The sequence below is a fragment of the Rhizobium sp. PL01 genome (genome assembly GCF_033447125.1).
Classification (GTDB): Bacteria; Pseudomonadota; Alphaproteobacteria; order Rhizobiales; family Rhizobiaceae; genus Pararhizobium.
This window is the reverse complement of sequence record NZ_JAWQUM010000009.1, coordinates 27,620-45,176: the sequence shown is the minus strand read 5'-3', so window position 1 is coordinate 45,176 and position 17,557 is coordinate 27,620. Positions and strand designations below refer to the sequence as shown.

Sequence of the window (17,557 nt, the reverse complement as noted above, 5' to 3'; positions counted from 1 at the left end):
GGCAAGCTGCTATGAGCACGCCAGGAGCTTATCTTCGCCTCGTCCGTATAGGCTGGGTTCTGGTGCGCGAAGGTGTCGTGTCGGCGCTGCCGTCGGAAGACCTGCCGGCATTGCCGAAAGCCGCGCAATCCTTCGCCGGCCTTTTTGCACGCCGCCGTGCCAGAAATGAGGATCGCAGCGACCGGCTGGCGCGGGCCATCGAACGGCTTGGCCCATCCTATGTGAAGATTGGCCAGTTTCTCGCCACCCGCCCTGATGTCGTTGGTGCCGATTTTGCTGAGGATCTGTCCTTCCTGCAGGATCGCATGGCGACGTTTCCGGTAGAGGAAGCACGTGCGGCCGTCGAGGCCTCTCTCGGCCGTCCGGTTGCCGAACTTTACACCCATTTCGGCGACCCGATCGCCGCGGCTTCGATCGCGCAGGTGCACCCTGCGACGGTGCTCAAGGATGGCGTCCAGCAAAAGGTTGCAGTCAAGGTCATCCGCCCCGGCGTCCGGCAGCGTTTTGCCCATGATCTGGAGGCGATGTTCCTTGTTGCCGGATTGCAGGAGCGTTTCCTGCCCCATACCCGCCGTCTGCGGCCGGTTGAGGTGACGAAGACGCTGGAGCAGACCACCAAGATCGAGATGGATCTGCGGCTTGAGGCCGCCGCTCTGTCAGAACTGGGCGAGAATGCCGCGGATGATCCGGGCTTCCGGGTGCCGAAGGTTGATTGGGAACGCACCGGCCGCGACGTCGTGACGATGGAATGGGTCGATGGCACCAAGATGTCGGATGTCGAAGGCCTGCGCCAGGCCGGGCACGATCTCGATGCGCTGGCCGATACCCTGATCCAGTCCTTCCTGCGCCATACGTTGCGCGACGGTTTCTTCCACGCCGATATGCACCAGGGCAATCTGTTCGTCGATCCGCAGGGCATGATCGTTGCCGTCGATTTCGGCATTGTCGGCCGCCTCGGCAAGAAGGAACGCCGTTTCCTCGCTGAAATCCTCTATGGCTTCATCACTAGGGATTACCGGCGCGTCGCCGATGTTCATTTTGAAGCGGGCTATGTGCCCGGTCATCACGATGTTGCCAGCTTCGCTCAGGCAATCCGTGCCATCGGCGAACCGATCCACGGCCAGCCGGCGGAAACCATCTCCATGGCCAAGCTTCTGACGCTGCTGTTCGAGGTCACCGAACTCTTCGACATGGAGACCCGGCCGGAGCTGGTCATGTTGCAGAAGACCATGGTCGTCGTCGAAGGCGTCGCCCGTACGCTCAATCCGCGCTTCAACATGTGGAAAGCGTCCGAGCCCGTGGTTGGCGCCTGGATCCGCGACAATCTCGGCCCAAAACGCATTCTGGGAGACGTCAAGGAAGCCTTTCACGCCGCCGTCAGGCTGGCCGAGGCGGCCCCCGAAATTGCCGCGAAGACGGAAAAGTTTTCGCGCGAGATCACGGCTATGGCCGAGAACGGCATGCGTTTCGACGCGCAGACCGCCGAGGCTATCGGCAGGGCCGAGGCGCGGCACAGCCGCTCGGGCCGTGTGGCACTCTGGGTGATTGCGCTGACGCTGATCGTCATCGCATGGCGGGTTTTTTGAGCTTGCCTTCGCCCGTGCGTTCGTTCATTTTCATGGAATGAACAGCGCATCGAACACCCTTATTGTGACCTGCACGGACCTTTCGGGGTGCGCAGGATCGGTGCTGGGTTAAAAGCGCTTTCATCCTGTGGACCCTGCCGAGGCAGGTAGGGTCGCAAGCTTCTCACCTCCTCGCATTTGAAGACGAGGACCGTCATGAAGCAAACAGAAAACTCTCCCGTTGCGCCCTTGAACAGCGCACTGCTCATTCGGGCCTCGCGCCCCGGAGATCACGAGCAGATGGCCGTCATGCTAAACCAGCCGGGTGTGCGGCGGGGAACGCTGCGCCTGCCTCATACCCGCCCGGAGGAGGTCCGGTCCTGGCTGGAGAAGCCGTCGGATGGGGGACTTCAGCTCGTTGCCGAACGGGACGGCTTCATTCTGGGCGCTGCCGGGCTTCATCGCCAGATAGGGCGGCGTCATCACGTAGCTGTGCTCGGCATGAGCGTTCGCGACGATTATCAACGGCAGGGCATCGGCAAAGCGCTGCTGCTCGAACTCATCGATGCCGCGGATAACTGGCTGAACATCATCCGCATCGAACTCACTGTCTTTACCGACAATGCGGGGGCCATTGCGCTCTACGAGGCCGCTGGCTTTGAAGTCGAGGGCGTGCACAAAGCCTATGCGTTTCGCGGCGGAGCATTTGCCGATGTGCTCGCCATGGCCAGGGTCGGAACATTGAACGGCTGAGGTCCTGTTCCATCGTTGCAGGGAGGGCGGCCTTTTTGATCGCCCCGGCAGCATTCGGGCAGCAGCCACAAAGACGGCTGCATAAAGCCATCAATGAAACCGGCGGTTCATCCGCCGGTTTTTCGTCTGCAAACTCCTTCGCATTGCCATTGCCTGGAAACATTGCGAAACGAAAATCGGGAAAGATTACAGAGATTTCATGCTGTTGGACTTCATTATGGCGTAGTTTCAATTTAGCTGTCGCGGGGAATGATGACCCAACGCCCGATTGAATTTGAAAGAGACGTGAATGGCGGATGCCACCCGGAAAATTGCCCCTGCGGTTGAAGAGCAGGACGCCGCCGCCGCGCAGCCGATGCCGGCGCGCAGCAGGCGTGGGCGTACGCGCAAGCGCTGGCTGATCCTTCCGGTTCTGTTTCTCGCTGCCGCCGGCTGGTATGGCTGGTCGGTCTACGGCAAGCAGGAAGCGGCGGACGCCGTCGTCACGGAGACACCGGTGCGCGGCGATATCGAAAACAGCGTCACCGCGTCCGGTCTGTTGAGCCCGATCAAGGACGTCGATGTCGGCGCCCAGGTTTCCGGCCAGCTGAAGAGCCTCAAGGTCGAGATTGGCGATAGCGTCAAGGAAGGCCAGCTGATCGCTGAGATCGACAGCGCCTCGATCGAAACGCAGATCGAAATCGCCGAGGCCGAGCTTGCCAATCTTGAGGCCCAGATGATCGATAAATCGGCGCAGGTGGTTCTGGCGAGTGCCAACCTCACCCGCCAGCGGGCCCTTGTGGCCAGCAATGGTGCTGCGCAGTCGGCGCTCGACGAGGCGGTGGCGGCGCTTGCCACTGCAGAGGCCAATGTCGATGCGCTGAAAGCTCAGGTTCGCAAGCAAGAGGCAACGCTCAAGGACGCCCGCATCAGCCTTGGTTATACCAAGATCTATGCGCCGCTGACCGGAACGATCATCGACATATCGGCCAAGGAAGGCCAAACGCTCAACGCCAACCAGACAGCGCCAACCATCGTCACCATCGGCAATCTGTCGACCATGACGGTCGAAGCCCAGGTATCCGAAGCCGATGTCGGCAAGCTCAAAGTGGGAATGAACGCCTATTTCACCCTGCTCGGCCAGCCCGGCAAGCGCTATCCCGGCACGCTTCGCCAGATCAAGCCAACGCCCGCGACCGAAAACAATGTCGTGCTTTATTACGCGCTGTTCGACGTGTCCAATCCGGATGGCGCGTTGATGATGAACATGACGGCGCAGGTGTTTTTCGTCGAGTCTTCGGCGAAAGACGTGCTGACTGTGCCAATCGCCGCGGTTCATTTCGGCAAGGATCGCACGTCCGGGGACGTGACTGTCGTCACTGCTTCCGGCGCCCATGAAACCCGGAAGGTCGAGACCGGAGTTCGCAATCGCGTGCGGGTCGAGATCAAACAGGGCCTTGGCGAAAACGATGCCATCGTCGTCAGCGCGGGGTCCGGTGACAAGGCGTCGTCGGGCCGGGGCAATTCGCGGCGCGGCATGCCGCCGATGTTCTGAGGCCGCTATGACCCCGCTCATCTCGCTCAAGGATATCCGCAAGACCTTCGTCAATGGCGACGTGGCCGTTGAGGTGCTGCGTGGCGTCTCGCTCGATATTCAGCCCGGCGAATTTGTCGCCATCGTCGGTGCTTCCGGTTCCGGAAAATCGACGCTGATGAACATTCTCGGCTGTCTCGATACGCCGACCGGTGGCCAGTATCTGCTCGAAGGCGAAGATGTCTCGGATTTGAACGCCGACGAGCTTGCGGCAAGGCGGCGCCAGATGTTCGGCTTCGTCTTCCAGAGCTACAATCTGGTGCCGACCGCAACCGCGCAGGAGAATGTCGAGATCCCCGCGATCTATGCCGGCATGCCGTCGCGGCAGCGAGAAGAGCGTGCCAGCATGCTTTTGCGCTCGCTTCGTCTCGGCGACCGTCTCGATCACCTGCCCAACCAGCTGTCCGGCGGCCAGCAGCAGCGTGTGTCGATCGCCCGGGCGCTGATGAATGGCGGCCAGATCATCCTCGCCGACGAGCCGACCGGCGCACTCGACAGCCAGAGCGGCAAGGAAGTGATGGCGACGCTGCGGCAGATGAACGAGGACGGCCATACCGTCATCATCATCACCCACGCCCCGGAACTGGCTGAATCTGCTGACCGCGTCATCGAGATCAGCGACGGCCTGATCGTCGCCGACCGTATCCCGGGCAATATCAGGCGTATCGGCCGCGCCAAGCCGGCGCTAGCGGCAAGGAGCGCGGGTAAAGCTGCCATCGTTACCGATGTGGCCGAGGCCGTGCGTATGTCGTTCCGGGCGCTGCGGGCCAATCTGTTTCGCACAATTCTCACCCTGCTCGGCATCGTCATTGGCGTCAGCTCCGTCGTCGCGATGCTGGCCATCGGCACGGGTGCTCAGGATTCCGTGCTGAGTCGCATCGCCGCCATGGGATCCGATCTTCTGGTCGTGCGGCCCAACATGTCGAATTTTCGCGGCGGGGAAGGGGGGAGCATCGTCTCGCTGATCCCGTCCGATGCCGATGCTATTCTGGAATTGCCCAATATCAGTTTTGCGGTGCCGGAAATGTCGAGCACCTTGACGGTGCGGGCCGGCAATCTCGATACGCAGACAACGGTCAACGGCACGGTGCCGCAATTCCCTGAAGCCAAATCATGGACGGTCGAGGATGGTGCCTTTCTCGAAAAGACCGACATGGATGCCTATGCGAGCGTCGCCGTGCTCGGCCGGACCGTGGCGGATGCGCTGTTTCCTGATGGTGCTGATCCGCTCGGGCAGTATATTCTCATCAAGAACATTCCCTTCCAGGTGATCGGCGTGATGTCAAAGAAGGGCGCCAGCGCCGGCGGCAACGATCAGGACGACACTGTGCTGGTGCCGCTTTCGACCGGCAACCTGCGCCTGTTCGGGGCACGGAATGTCCGATCCATCACCGTACAGGTGAAGGATGGCGACGCCATCAACGTGACGCAAGACCAGATCCAGGCTTTGCTCGATGAGCGCCACAAGCGCCAGGACACGCAGATCATCAACATGGCGGCGATCCGCGAAACCTTCACCGAAACCTCGAACATTTTGAAAGTGTTCCTCGGCTCCATCGCTGCCATCTCGCTGCTCGTCGGTGGCATCGGGGTAATGAATATCATGCTGGTTTCCGTCACAGAGCGCACCCGCGAGATCGGTATCCGCATGGCAACGGGCGCGCGCGGTCGCGATATCCTCACGCAGTTTATCGTCGAGGCGCTGGTTGTCTCCGCGCTCGGCGGCCTGATCGGCGTCGGGCTGGGTCTTGGCATCGGCGCGGTAGCGCAGGCCTTTGGTGTCGCCGTCAGCTTCGCGCCCGGTCCTGTGATCCTCGCCTTCGGCAGCGCCTTCCTCACCGGATTGATCTTCGGCTATCTGCCCGCCTACAACGCCTCGCGCCTGCAGCCCGCCGTGGCGCTGGCGTCCACCTGATCAGCGGTCACAATCGCAACCGGTTGACGCCGCTCGCGTGATCGTTTCCACTGGTGCAAATGCACGAGGAGTGAAACCATGCCGGACGCAGATCGCTTCATGACCCAGGCCATCGCGCTTGCCCGCGACAATGTCCGCAAGGGCGGGCGGCCTTTTGGCGCCGTACTGGTTATGAATGGAGAGGTGGTGGCCACCGGGGTCAACGGCGTGATGGAGACACATGACCCGACTGCCCATGCGGAACTCGTCGCGGTGCGTGCGGCGGCCATCAAGCGTGGCACGGCCACTCTCAAGGGGGCTTCCGTCTATGCCAGCGGTCACCCATGCCCGATGTGCCTCGCCGCCATGCGGCTGGCCGGCATCACCGACATTTCCTACGCTTATTCGAATGAAGACGGCGCGCCCTACGGGCTGACCTCGGCAGCGCTTTATGCGGAGCTGCGCAAACCATTCGCCGACCAGCAGATGACATTCGCCTATCATCCGGTGCGGCCGGAGGGAGAGGCGGATATCTACGAGCTGTGGCGGGAAATGCAGCAGGGCTGAGCCTGTTGTCGTCGATCAGCGGCTGAATCAGCCATGAGGAGTGAGATGCAAAACCTTCTGTTGCGCCTCGGCGCATCGCTGTCGTTGCCGGGCGTGCTGATCGGCATTCTTTTCTTCGCCGTATCGCTCACACCAAGTCTCATTCCGCGGCCCTATGTGCTGCAGGGCGTGCTATCCGGCTGTTCGCTGGCGGCCGGATACGGCCTTGGCGTCCTCAGCCGCTGGCTCTGGCACTATCTTGAGCTCCCCGCCCTGACGCCCAAGATCGAGCGTGCCGTCAAGGCTTTGGCCGCGATGGGATGCGCAGGAATAGCGATCACATTCCTGTGGCAGGCAGCCCGCTGGCAAAACTCTGTTCGCAGCCTGATGGGGCTCGATCCTGTGGAAACCGCCGAACCGCTGAAACTCGCGCTGATTGCCCTTTTGGTTTTCATCGTGCTGATTGGGCTCGCCCGCCTGTTCCGGATGACGTTCGCCTTTCTGTCGCGCAAATTCGAGCATGTCACACCGACGCCCATTGCCCGTTTGCTGGGGGTTATCCTGGCCCTCGTCCTGTTCTGGTCTATCGGCGATGGTTTGCTCCTCAAGGCTGGCTTGCGGCTGGCCGATTCCTCCTTCCGCGAGCTGGATGCCTTGATCGACAGCGATCTGGCGCCGCCCGCCGATCCGTTGAAGACAGGCAGCTCCGCATCGCTCATCCCCTGGCACGATCTGGGATTTCGCGGCCGTGAATTCGTCGCGTCCGGCCCGACGGCTGAAAAGATCGGCGCTTTCTTCGGGCAGCCAGCACTGGAGCCGATCCGCGTCTATGTTGGCTTGAATGCCGCAGAAACGGCGAAGGAAAGGGCGGCATTGGCACTTGCCGAACTCAAGCGTACCGGCGCCTTCCAACGCTCCGCGCTGATCGTCGTGGTCCCGACTGGCACCGGCTGGGTCGATCCGGCAGCAATGGATACGGTCGAGTATCTGCATCGGGGCGACGTGGCGAGCGTCGCGCTGCAATATTCCTATCTGACCAGTTGGCTCTCGCTGCTGGTCGAGCCGAGCTATGGCGCGGAGGCTGGTGAATCGCTGTTCAAGGCGGTCTACGGCTACTGGACGACGCTGCCGAAGGATAAACGCCCCAAGCTTTATCTGCATGGCCTCAGCCTCGGTGCGCTGAATTCCGAGCGCTCGGCTGATCTCCTCGATGTGATCGGCGACCCTTTCCAGGGAGCGCTCTGGAGCGGTCCGCCCTTTGAGAGCGCTGGCTGGAAATCGGTAACCGCCGGACGCGAGCCCGGGTCTCCGGCCTGGCTGCCACGCTTCCGTGACGGTTCGGTTATCCGCTTTACGGCCCAGAAGAACGCGCTGGATATTCCGGGTGCAAAATGGGGGCCGATGCGCATTGTCTACCTGCAATATGCCAGCGACCCCGTGACCTTCTTCGATCCTCATTCCTTCTACCGGGAACCGGATTGGATGAAGCAGCCGCGCGGTCTGGATGTCTCGCCTTATCTGCGCTGGTATCCGGTCGTGACTATGCTGCAGCTGGCGCTCGACATGGCGATGGCGACGACATCGCCGATGGGATACGGTCATGTCTATGCGCCGGAACATTATATCGATGCGTGGGTTGCTGTCACCGATCCACAAGGATTGGCGCCCGGCGATGTCGAGCGCCTGAAGGCGATGGTATCGAAGCGGGATTGAACCGGCGGCGTTCATGCCGCCGGTCATTCGATATCAGGCGCGGCGCACGGGTGCGAGAAGCCGCAGTGCGTTGACCGTTACCAGCACGGTGGCGCCGGTATCGGCCAGGATCGCTGGCCACAGCCCGGTAATGCCGGCGATGGTGGTGACCAGGAACACGGCCTTCAGCCCCAGCGCCATGGTGATGTTCTGGCGGATATTTCCCATCGTGCGTTTCGACAGGTCGATCATTTCGGCGACGTCCCCGACCCGGCCGTGAAGCACGGCAGCGTCGGCGGTTTCCAGCGCCACGTCGGTGCCGCCGCCCATGGCAATGCCGATATCGGCCGCCGCCAGTGCCGGTGCGTCGTTGATCCCGTCACCGACCTTGGCAACGACAAACCCCTGTTGCTTCAGTTCGCCGACGATGCGCTGCTTGTCCTCCGGCATCAGCTCTGCCCGCACTTCGATGCCGAGTTGCTTGCCGATCGCGGTTGCCGTGCGCTTGTTGTCGCCCGTCAGCATCACGATCTTTACACCTGCATCCGTCAGGGCTTTCAGCCCGGATTTTGCATCGGGGCGCGGCTCGTCGCGCATGGCGATCGCACCGGCCAGCGTATCGCCGATGATCAGCACGGAGACGGTCTTGCCCTCGTCGTTGAGTGCAGTGATTGCCGCCGTCTGCTCAGCAGACAGTGCAATGCGGTCGCCGGCCGCCTGTGGTGAGCCGAGGAAGACCGCCTTGCCGTCCACTGTCGCCGTCACGCCCTTGCCACCCAGCGCCTTTGCGTCGGATACGGCGGGAACGTTCACCGTGTCAGCCGCGGCCCGGTCAAGGATCGCCTTCGCCAACGGGTGGCTTGAGCCAGTTTCAAGCGCGGCGGCAAAGGTCAGCACATCGGCCTCGGAATGGCCGAAGGGGAGGATATCCGTAACCTTCGGCTTGCCTTCGGTCAGTGTCCCGGTCTTATCCAGCGCAACGGCGGTAACGCTGCCCAAGGTCTCCAGTACGGCGCCCCCTTTCAGCAGCAGGCCGCGCCGGGCGCCAGCGGACAGTGAGGCGGCAATGGCGGCTGGCGTTGAAATCACCAGGGCACAAGGGCAACCGATGAGCAGGATGGCAAGGCCCTTGTAGACCCATTCGTCCCACGGGCCGCCCATAAACAGTGGCGGAATGATCGCCACGAGGGCTGCAACCACCACCACACCCGGCGTGTAATAGCGCGAGAACCGGTCGATGAAACGCTCGGTCGGCGCCTTGGATTCCTGTGCCTCCTCGACCAGTTTGACGACTCGGGCAATGGTATTGTCGGCGGAAGTCGCCGTCACTCGGACGCGCAATGCGGCATCCCCGTTGATCGTGCCGGCGAAGACCTTTTCATCGACGCCCTTGCGCACCGGCGTGCTTTCGCCGGTCACCGGCGCCTCATCAATGGCGCTTTCACCCGACAGGATCAGACCATCAGCGGAAATACGGTCGCCGGGGCGAACAAGAATGGTGGCGCCGACGGCAAGGCTTTCGGCAGGCACGGCGCGCGTCTGGCCGTTTTCTTCCAAGAGCGCCTCCTTCGGCACCAGCGCGGCCAGCGACTGGATGCTTTGACGCGCCTTCCCGGCGGCAACGCCTTCAAGAAGTTCACCGACCAGGAACAGGAAGACCACGGCGGCCGCCTCTTCGCCGGCATTGATGATCACAGCGCCAATGGCCGCGATCGTCATCAGCATCTCGATCGAAAACGGCGTACCGGCCATCGCGGCCATGATGGCGCGCCGGGCGATCGGGATAAGCCCGATCAACATGGCGACGATGAAGGCATAGGATGCAATCGAGGGCACGAGATGGCCGACAGCATAGGCAATCACAAGGGCAGCGCCGGAAAAAATGGTCAGCTTGCCCTTTTTGCTGGTCCACCACGGACCGCTTGTCGGCGCATGGTCATGCCCGTGCAGGCCTTCCATGGCGTCCTGGGTTGCGGGTTTCGAATGATCGTGACCGGCATGGCTTGCATGGTCGTGTCCGCTGTGATCGTGAGCCGCATGATCATGGCCATCGTGATCGCCATGCTTGGCATGATCGTGGCCTGCGTGACTGTGATCGCCGTGATCATGGCCGCAGCTGGCCTGCTTGGCCTCTGTAACCGGCGCGACCTTGCCGGCGATCTGCGAGACGGAATAACCAAGGCCCGTGACTTTCTTGGCAATGGCGGCGAGATCGCTGACCGCATCGTGTTTCACGGTCATCGTGCCTGCGGTCACCGAAACCGAAACATCCGCGACGCCCGGCATGCGCCGGACTGCCGTATCGATCTTGGCCGCGCAGGACGCGCAATCCATACCCTCCACCCGGTATCGTGTCTGTGTCGCCTCTGCCATTGTCCGCTTCCTGTGTATATTCTTGTCAAACTCTGGCATCTTTCGTACATCCTCTAGCGGCTAGAGGTGCAAGAGGAAAAGTCATGAAAAAGATCACGATTGGCGAAGCTGCGCGCAAAAGTGGCGTCAAGGTGCCGACCATCCGGTATTACGAGGGGATCGGCCTGCTACGGGAGCCAAGCCGCAGCGAGGGCAATCAGCGTTCCTATGAACAATCCGATCTCCATCGCCTGACGTTCATTCGTCATGCCCGCGAGCTTGGTTTCGAGGTTGAGGCGATCCGCACATTGCTCAGCCTTCAGGACAACCCTTTGCAGCCCTGCGCTTCCGCCGATGCCATCGCCAAGGCCCGGCTCGTCGAAGTGGAGCAGCGGATCCGCAGCCTGCTGGCGCTGAAGGCGGAGCTGGAAATGATGGTGGAAGGTTGCGGCCATGGCCGGGTCGATCAATGCCGGGTCATCGAGGTGCTCGCCGATCATGCGCAATGCACACATCACGGCCATTGAAACGGGAAACGGTGTCATAAACAGCGTTTCAGGGAGGATGATGGTTTCGCCGGTAACCTCCGGTTAAAAATAGTTCTAAAGTCAGGGAACTTTTCAACTGCCAAGGCGTTTTCTGTCTTATCGATAACGTACCCATTCAATTTTTTGCATACCCGGAAAAACATAAATGCCAGATCGGTCCCGCCGAGCCCAGTTGCGCGAAAACACGTCGCAAGCCCACGCCTCGCTTGACCGTATGGTCGGCTCCTTTGAAAGTCTTGATTCGTACAAAAACTATCTGCGCGGAATTTGGGCGTTCCGGGAGGCTGTCGAGCGCAAACTTGTTTCTACGGTCTGGCCGGAGCAATGCGACCGTTGGGATGCGGAGATGTTTTCAAACCTGATCGCCGACGATCTGCGTGACTTGGATGTGACGCCACAGCTATCGGTGGATGCACCGGTTCTGGACCAGAGCCCTGAGGCGCTTCTTGGCGTGCTTTACGTCCTGGAAGGGTCCGTGCTTGGCGCCCGCGTCCTTTACAAGCGTGCCCAGAAGCTTGGCTTCGACGGAGATTTTGGGGCGCGGCATCTGGCGGTGCAATCCCGTCGCAGCGATCGCTGGCCCGATTTTCTCGCCCTGCTCGAAAGTGCCGATTCCATCGACATGGAGCGCGTTGCCAACGCCTCGCGCGCAACGTTCAAGACTGCCGAACAGGCATTTCGTCAGGCATCCCATGAACCAGCATGACATCAACGCGGTCGAGCCGGTTAATCTGACCAATTGCGACCGTGAGCCGATCCATATCCCCGGCAGTATTCAGCCGCATGGCTGCCTGATCGCGTGCGATGCGCGGGCGATTACTGTTCTTCGGCATTCCACCAATGCTGGTTTCATGCTGGGCGTTTCCGGCGAGATCAATGGCTTGACGCTTGAAATGCTCGTTGGCGCCGAAGCGACGCACACATTACGCAACGCTCTTGCGACACAGGGCGAGGGCGTGCGCCCGGCTATTTTGTCAGGGTTGCATGTGCCGGGCGGCGTCTTCGATGTCTCGGTCCACATCTTCCGTTCGACCGTCATCATCGAGTTTGAGGCGGCCTCAATAGGCCAGCCATTGCAACTTGCCCGCGGTCTCATCGGCCGTATCCGTGATATCAGCGACATCGAGACTCTGGTGCGCCAAGCGGCTCGGCTGATCCGCGGTATGCTGGAATACGATCGTGTGATGATCTATCGCTTCGAGCAGGACGGGTCGGGCAAGGTTGCGGCCGAAGCCAAACGCGGCGATCTGGAGAGTTTTCTTGGCCAGTACTTCCCAGCCAGCGATATCCCGCAGCAGGCCCGTGTCCTCTATCTGAAAAACACCATCCGCATCATCGGCGACGCCGGCGGCGCGCGCATCTCGCTGGTTCCTGTCTTCGACGCATCAGGCGAAGCTTTGGATCTATCGCTCGCGCATCTTCGCAGTGTTTCGCCCATCCACTGCGAATATCTGCGCAATATGGGTGTCGCAGCCTCCATGTCGATTTCGATCATCGTCGATGGCGCACTCTGGGGGCTGATTGCGTGCCATCATTACCAGCCGCGTATCCTGTCGATGGCAGAACGGGTTGCTGCCGAAATGTTTGGCGAATTCTTTTCGCTGCATCTGACGTCTCTCCGGCAGAAATCCAACCTGGAGGCCGCGACACGCGCCCGTGCCTCGCTCGATCGTTTCCTGCGCCTGGCCTCCCATCACGCCGATATCGGTCATTTGCTGACGGAACACCTGCCTGATTTCAGTGCGTTGATGCCATGTGACGGGATCGGACTCTGGATGAACGGTACCTGGAGTTCGCATGGATTGGTGCCGCCGGCTTCTGCTATTCCGGGGCTTTCGCGTCTGATCGGCACGCTGGCCGAAGGCCGCGTCTGGGCCACCCACGCCTTGCCGCAGCGCATGCCGGAGGCGGAGGATTTTTGCGCGCAAGCGGCAGGTGTGCTGGCCATCCCTCTGACGCAGACACGACGGGATTATCTGTTCTTTTTCCGCAAGGAGCTGGTCCAGACACTAAATTGGGCCGGCAACCCGGAGAAAACTTATGCGACGGGGCCTTTGGGTGACCGGCTGACGCCGCGCGAAAGTTTTGCCATCTGGAAGCAGACCGTCCATCAGCAAGCGCAGCCCTGGACAGAGGCGGATCGCGAGATCGCCGAGGTTACGCGCGCTGCCCTTGTCGAGGTTGGACTGCGCCACAGCGAGTTGATGGCGGAAGAGCGCAGCCGCGCCGATGTGCGCCAACGCATGCTCAATGAAGAACTGAACCACCGCGTCAAGAATATCCTCGCGTTGATCAAGTCGCTGGTCGGTCAGCCGCTGCAGGAAGGCCGGACCCTGATCGATTATGTCGCATCGCTCAAGGGCCGCATCCAGGCGCTGTCTTTCGCCCACGATCAGGTGGTGCGCGGCGATGGCGGCGGGTTGCTGCTGGACCTTTTGAACGCGGAACTGACGCCCTATCGCCAGCCCACCATATCGATCGCCGTCAATGGCCCACCCGTCCTTCTCAATTCCCGCGCCTTTTCGGTGATGGCGCTTGTTCTGCATGAACTGTCGACCAACGCCGCCAAATACGGAGCTCTGTCGCGGCCCGGTGGACGGCTGGATGTGTCATGGTCGCTGGCGGCCCATGGTGACTGCGATATCGTCTGGCGTGAGACCGGCGGTCCTCTCGTCTCCCCGCCATCCCGCACCGGCTTTGGCACCGCGCTGATTGATCGCAGCGTGCCTTATGACCTCGATGGCCGCAGCAACGTGACCTATGCGCGTGAAGGCGTTGTGGCCCGGTTCCTGCTGCCTGCAAAGCATATTTCCCTGGCCGAACAATCGTCTCACGCGGTGTCTAGTCAGGCTGCCGGCGATGACACGACGAAGGGAACGCTGGCCGCGGATTTGAGGGTTATGCTGGTCGAGGACCAGATGCTGATTGCGCTCGATGTCGAAAGCATGCTCGGCGATCACGGTATCTTCGATGTGACGACCTCTGCCTCTGCCGCCGATGCCTTGAGCAGGCTCTTGGACTACACACCGGACGTGGCGATCCTTGATGTCAATCTCGGCGCAGGGACCTCTCTTGCCGTCGCTCGTGAACTGGCGGCGCGCAACATTCCCTTTCTGTTTGCCACCGGCTACGGAAACAGCGAAATGATTCCTCCTGATTTTTCGTGGGTACCGGTCATTCGCAAGCCATATGACGGTACATCGCTGATCACGACGATTGGAGGGCTTCTGGAAAACAGGGACGGCCGGTGATCACTGCTCCGGTGGCGTGATTGCCTCCCGACGGTCCGTCGAGTAGGGTCCAGCCGAAAGGGCAGGACGCAACCGTCCGCCGCCAACGGAATTCGTCATGACGCTTCAGGGAAAACGCATCCTCCTTATCATTTCCGGCGGCATCGCGGCCTATAAGAGTCTCGATCTGATCCGGCGGCTCCGCGAACGTGGTGCGTCCGTGCGCCCCGTGATGACGGCGGGAGCGCAGGCTTTCGTCACTCCGCTTGCCGTCGGAGCGCTGGCAGCCGACAAGGTGTTTACCGAGCTGTTTTCCCGCGAGGATGAGCAGGACGTCGGCCATATCCGCCTGGCGCGCGATTGCGACCTGATTGTCATCGCTCCTGCTACCGCCGACCTGATGGCGAAAATGGCCAATGGCCTGGCTGACGATCTGGCATCGACGATCCTTCTGGCGACCGACAAACCTGTGCTTGTTGCACCCGCGATGAATCCAAAAATGTGGTCGCACGCGGCCACTCGCCGCAACCATGCAACGCTTGTGGCTGATGGCATCCACTTCATCGGCCCGGCTTCCGGCGAAATGGCCGAAAGCGGCGAAAAAGGTGAGGGCCGGATGGCCGAACCACTGGAGATTGCCGCCGCCGCCGAAGCGCTGCTCGATGCAGGCCCGAAACCATTGGCAGGCAAGAAGGCCATCGTGACGTCGGGACCAACGCATGAGCCGATCGACCCGGTCCGTTATATCGCCAACCGTTCGTCGGGAAAGCAAGGGCATGCCATTGCCGCCGAGCTTGCCCGGCTCGGTGCCGAGGTGACACTGGTTTCCGGTCCGGTGGCGATCGCCGATCCGAAGGGTGTGAGGGTCGTCCATGTCGAGCGGGCTGAAGAAATGCGCTATGCTGTGATTGCAGCACTGCCCGCCGACATCGCTGTGATGGTCGCTGCTGTCGCCGATTGGCGTGTCGCCAGTGCGTCAGGCAACAAGATCAAGAAGCAGCCGGGCGAAGCGCCGCCGCCGCTGCTGCTGACCGAAAATCCGGATATCCTGAAAACCATCGGCCATCATGCCAAACGGCCGAAGCTGGTGGTCGGATTTGCTGCCGAAACGCAGAATGTCGCTGAGAATGGCCGCTCGAAGCTGGAGCGAAAGGGTGCGGATTATATCCTTGCCAACGACGTTTCGCCCCATACCGGTATCATGGGCGGCGACCGCAATACGGTGAAGGTGATCGGCAAGTCCGGTGACGAGGACTGGCCGGAGATGGACAAGCAGGCTGTTGCCGAGCGTCTCGGTAAACTGATCGCCTCACATTTTTCCTGACGCGACCCGCCCCATCCGCGACGTGTCCGGGGCGGCACCTGCCGTTCCGAAGAGGCGGACGTCAACGCCGTTTTCACCGACGATGACGGCCGTGCCGTCGGGGATTTCCACCCAGGCATTGTCGTCATCGTTGAGCGGTTCGGAGACGAGGCAATAGCCACCGCTCGGCCCCATCGGCGCCGCATAAAGCGTCGGTGCCTTCCAGTCGGATGCGTAGCGCACGGCATAGAGATCATGGCCGTCGGAAAGCGCGGCGGTAAAGCGTACTAGAACCTTGCGCTCAAGATGCTCGGCCAGTCGTTCGACGAAGGCCAGAGTTTCGGCAATCGCCCCCAACGGGTCCTGCTCAAGACCAAATTGCAATGCCAGCAGAAACAGCAGCTCGCTATCGGTCGAGCCGGTGCGGGCGGTGTAAAGGTCGTTGTCGAGCATCGCTTCCATCGGCCGGCGCAGATGCTCGAAGTCGCCAATCTGGCCATTGTGCATGAAGGACCAGCGGCCATGCACGAAGGGGTGGCAATTGTCGCGCCGCGTGCCGCCGCCCGTCGCTGCCCGCACATGGGCGAGAAACAGCGGTGAGCGGATCTGCCGGGCGATGCTCTTCAGGTTACAGTCCGACCAGGCGGGCAGGATGTCGCGGTAGCGGCCGGGTTCTGGATGATCACCATACCAGGCGACGCCGAAGCCATCGCCGTTGGTCGCCGTCTTGGCGCGGGTGGCGCAATGGGATTGCTCGATCAGCGAGTGAGCCGGCGACGACACCAGTTCTTCCAGATAGAGCGGCTCTCCGCGATAAGCTGCCCAGCGGCACATGCAGGATACTCCGGATCGCGGGGAAGGCCCGCCTTGATGGTTCGTTAACCATGATATTCGCCGATCATCCGGCCAAACATGGTAAAAATGCGTTAACGAACAGGATCATTTCCGCATTGTGTTGCCCAACCAACCATTTTGGGCCGTTGGGGCTGTTTCTTCGGGAACGTTGGAGGGAAAGCCAGCCCCGGTAACCCGGCCGCCGCCGCATGTGGCCGGGAAAATCACGAAACAGCAGGAAAAATGCAGCTGTGGAATGTATGTTCTATTCTTGCGGGGAAACTTTGCATAAGGTCCTGACGACAGCGTAAACTCAGGAAGAGACCCGGATACATGGCCGAAACCGAAAACAGCATCGCCATTCCGCAGGATTTCGACGGTCTCAAGACGATCATCCTGGAGCGTAAGGCCCAGTTGCCGAAACGACTGCGCCAGGTCGCTGCCTATGCCCTCGATAATCCCGATGAAATCGCCTTCGGTACGGCGGCCAGCATCGCCACCTCAGCCGATGTTCAGCCATCGACGCTGGTGCGGTTTGCCCAGCATTTCGGCTTTGAAGGTTTTTCCAGCCTGCAGCAGATTTTCCGGGCGCGCTTGCGTGAGCGCACTCCCGGTTATGACGAGCGTCTCAAATCGCTCAGCGGTAACGACCACAGCAAGCTGGAAAGCGGCTCGATCTTCAACGGCTTTGTCGCCGCAGCACACCGTTCGCTCGACAATATCGCCAGTTCGGTCGAACCCGAAGCATTCGAGCGTGCCGTCAATATCCTGGCCGATGCCGAAACCATCTATCTGGTTGCCAAACGGCGGTCCTATCCGATTTCCGGCTACATGGCCTATGCTTTCGGCAAGCTGAAGGTCAAATATCAGATGGTTGGCACGGCCGCTGGGATCGATGACGACATCCTGGCGATGGCAGGTCCGAAGGACGCAGCCTTTGCCGTCAGTTTCTCGCCCTATGCATCGGAAAGTGTCAATCAGGCCAAGCTGCTCGCCAACCGCAAGGTGCCAGTGGTCTCGCTGACCGATTCGGCATTCTCACCGCTCGCAGAATCCTCGAAAGTCTGGTTCGAGCTCGTCGAGGCCGACCATGCCGGGTTTCGCTCGCTCTCTGCCAGCATGGCGTTCGCCATGGCCTTGACGGTTGCGGTCGCCGAAAAAAGACGGCGGGTCAGCGAAGATCAGTCGATGGAATGAAAATTCCATATTGACGAAATGACGGAATTTATGTTTCATAAAGGCGACACCCCACCAGCCAATAAAAATG

General features: G+C 61.0%; 13 protein-coding genes. 11 read left to right on the top strand and 2 right to left on the bottom strand.

Annotated features, from left to right (window positions below):
* Positions 1–11: 11 nt before the first annotated feature.
* The 6 genes from ubiB to R6X40_RS20375 all read left to right on the top strand — a co-directional run bounded on the left by ubiB (position 12) and on the right by R6X40_RS20375 (position 8,044).
* A complete protein-coding gene (gene ubiB, locus R6X40_RS20400) occupies positions 12–1,586 on the top strand; it encodes a 2-polyprenylphenol 6-hydroxylase (protein WP_318415645.1) in 1,575 nt (524 codons plus the stop codon).
* Between the two features lie 195 nt (positions 1,587–1,781).
* A complete protein-coding gene (locus R6X40_RS20395) occupies positions 1,782–2,318 on the top strand; it encodes a GNAT family N-acetyltransferase (RefSeq protein WP_318415644.1) in 537 nt (178 codons plus the stop codon).
* 355 nt (positions 2,319–2,673) lie between these two features.
* Complete coding sequence (locus R6X40_RS20390; RefSeq protein WP_318416002.1) at positions 2,674–3,852, top strand: efflux RND transporter periplasmic adaptor subunit; 1,179 nt, start codon at positions 2,674–2,676, stop codon at positions 3,850–3,852.
* 7 nt (positions 3,853–3,859) lie between these two features.
* Positions 3,860–5,806 carry a MacB family efflux pump subunit gene (locus tag R6X40_RS20385; RefSeq protein ID WP_318415643.1) on the top strand — a complete coding sequence of 649 codons (1,947 nt, stop codon included), beginning with the start codon at positions 3,860–3,862 and terminating at the stop codon, positions 5,804–5,806.
* A gap of 78 nt (positions 5,807–5,884) precedes the next feature.
* Positions 5,885–6,352 carry a nucleoside deaminase gene (locus tag R6X40_RS20380; protein ID WP_318415642.1) on the top strand — a complete coding sequence of 156 codons (468 nt, stop codon included), beginning with the start codon at positions 5,885–5,887 and terminating at the stop codon, positions 6,350–6,352.
* Between the two features lie 45 nt (positions 6,353–6,397).
* Positions 6,398–8,044, top strand: coding sequence for an alpha/beta hydrolase (locus R6X40_RS20375; protein ID WP_318415641.1), 1,647 nt, complete (start codon positions 6,398–6,400; stop codon positions 8,042–8,044).
* 33 nt (positions 8,045–8,077) lie between these two features.
* On the opposite strand, the gene R6X40_RS20370 is transcribed toward R6X40_RS20375, so the two are convergent.
* On the bottom strand, positions 8,078–10,396 hold the full coding sequence (locus R6X40_RS20370) for a heavy metal translocating P-type ATPase (RefSeq protein ID WP_318415640.1): 2,319 nt from the start codon (positions 10,394–10,396) through the stop codon (positions 8,078–8,080).
* Between the two features lie 83 nt (positions 10,397–10,479).
* Between R6X40_RS20370 and R6X40_RS20365 the strand changes: the two genes are divergently transcribed.
* The 4 genes from R6X40_RS20365 to coaBC all read left to right on the top strand — a co-directional run bounded on the left by R6X40_RS20365 (position 10,480) and on the right by coaBC (position 15,477).
* On the top strand, positions 10,480–10,902 hold the full coding sequence (locus R6X40_RS20365) for a helix-turn-helix domain-containing protein (RefSeq protein WP_318415639.1): 423 nt from the start codon (positions 10,480–10,482) through the stop codon (positions 10,900–10,902).
* 166 nt (positions 10,903–11,068) lie between these two features.
* Positions 11,069–11,629, top strand: a complete 561-nt coding sequence (locus tag R6X40_RS20360; RefSeq protein WP_318415638.1) for a biliverdin-producing heme oxygenase — start codon at positions 11,069–11,071, stop codon at positions 11,627–11,629.
* Positions 11,616–14,174 carry an HWE histidine kinase domain-containing protein gene (locus R6X40_RS20355; protein WP_318415637.1) on the top strand — a complete coding sequence of 853 codons (2,559 nt, stop codon included), beginning with the start codon at positions 11,616–11,618 and terminating at the stop codon, positions 14,172–14,174. Before R6X40_RS20360 ends, R6X40_RS20355 begins: the two co-directional genes overlap by 14 nt.
* Before the next feature lie 97 nt (positions 14,175–14,271).
* Entirely contained in the window at positions 14,272–15,477 is a 1,206-nt protein-coding gene (gene coaBC, locus R6X40_RS20350) for a bifunctional phosphopantothenoylcysteine decarboxylase/phosphopantothenate--cysteine ligase CoaBC (RefSeq protein ID WP_318415636.1), read from the top strand.
* On the opposite strand, the gene R6X40_RS20345 is transcribed toward coaBC, so the two are convergent.
* Positions 15,463–16,290, bottom strand: coding sequence for a class II glutamine amidotransferase (locus tag R6X40_RS20345; RefSeq protein ID WP_318415635.1), 828 nt, complete (start codon positions 16,288–16,290; stop codon positions 15,463–15,465). The genes coaBC and R6X40_RS20345 overlap by 15 nt on opposite strands.
* A gap of 333 nt (positions 16,291–16,623) precedes the next feature.
* Here R6X40_RS20345 and R6X40_RS20340 point away from each other — a divergent pair, with 333 nt between their 5' ends.
* Entirely contained in the window at positions 16,624–17,487 is an 864-nt protein-coding gene (locus R6X40_RS20340; protein ID WP_318415634.1) for a MurR/RpiR family transcriptional regulator, read from the top strand.
* Positions 17,488–17,557: the final 70 nt, after the last annotated feature.

What these genes read in the sequence shown, in the direction of transcription:
- R6X40_RS20355 (WP_318415637.1), top strand. Translation starts at nt 11,616, where the DNA reads ATGAACCAGCATGACATCAACGCGGTCGAGCCGGTTAATCTGACCAAT.
- ubiB (WP_318415645.1), top strand. Translation starts at nt 12, where the DNA reads ATGAGCACGCCAGGAGCTTATCTTCGCCTCGTCCGTATAGGCTGGGTT.
- R6X40_RS20380 (WP_318415642.1), top strand. Translation starts at nt 5,885, where the DNA reads ATGCCGGACGCAGATCGCTTCATGACCCAGGCCATCGCGCTTGCCCGC.
- R6X40_RS20340 (WP_318415634.1), top strand. Translation starts at nt 16,624, where the DNA reads ATGGCCGAAACCGAAAACAGCATCGCCATTCCGCAGGATTTCGACGGT.
- R6X40_RS20360 (WP_318415638.1), top strand. Translation starts at nt 11,069, where the DNA reads ATGCCAGATCGGTCCCGCCGAGCCCAGTTGCGCGAAAACACGTCGCAA.
- R6X40_RS20390 (WP_318416002.1), top strand. Translation starts at nt 2,674, where the DNA reads ATGCCGGCGCGCAGCAGGCGTGGGCGTACGCGCAAGCGCTGGCTGATC.
- coaBC (WP_318415636.1), top strand. Translation starts at nt 14,272, where the DNA reads ATGACGCTTCAGGGAAAACGCATCCTCCTTATCATTTCCGGCGGCATC.
- R6X40_RS20395 (WP_318415644.1), top strand. Translation starts at nt 1,782, where the DNA reads ATGAAGCAAACAGAAAACTCTCCCGTTGCGCCCTTGAACAGCGCACTG.
- R6X40_RS20370 (WP_318415640.1), bottom strand. Translation starts at nt 10,396, where the DNA reads ATGGCAGAGGCGACACAGACACGATACCGGGTGGAGGGTATGGATTGC.
- R6X40_RS20345 (WP_318415635.1), bottom strand. Translation starts at nt 16,290, where the DNA reads ATGTGCCGCTGGGCAGCTTATCGCGGAGAGCCGCTCTATCTGGAAGAA.
- R6X40_RS20385 (WP_318415643.1), top strand. Translation starts at nt 3,860, where the DNA reads ATGACCCCGCTCATCTCGCTCAAGGATATCCGCAAGACCTTCGTCAAT.
- R6X40_RS20375 (WP_318415641.1), top strand. Translation starts at nt 6,398, where the DNA reads ATGCAAAACCTTCTGTTGCGCCTCGGCGCATCGCTGTCGTTGCCGGGC.
- R6X40_RS20365 (WP_318415639.1), top strand. Translation starts at nt 10,480, where the DNA reads ATGAAAAAGATCACGATTGGCGAAGCTGCGCGCAAAAGTGGCGTCAAG.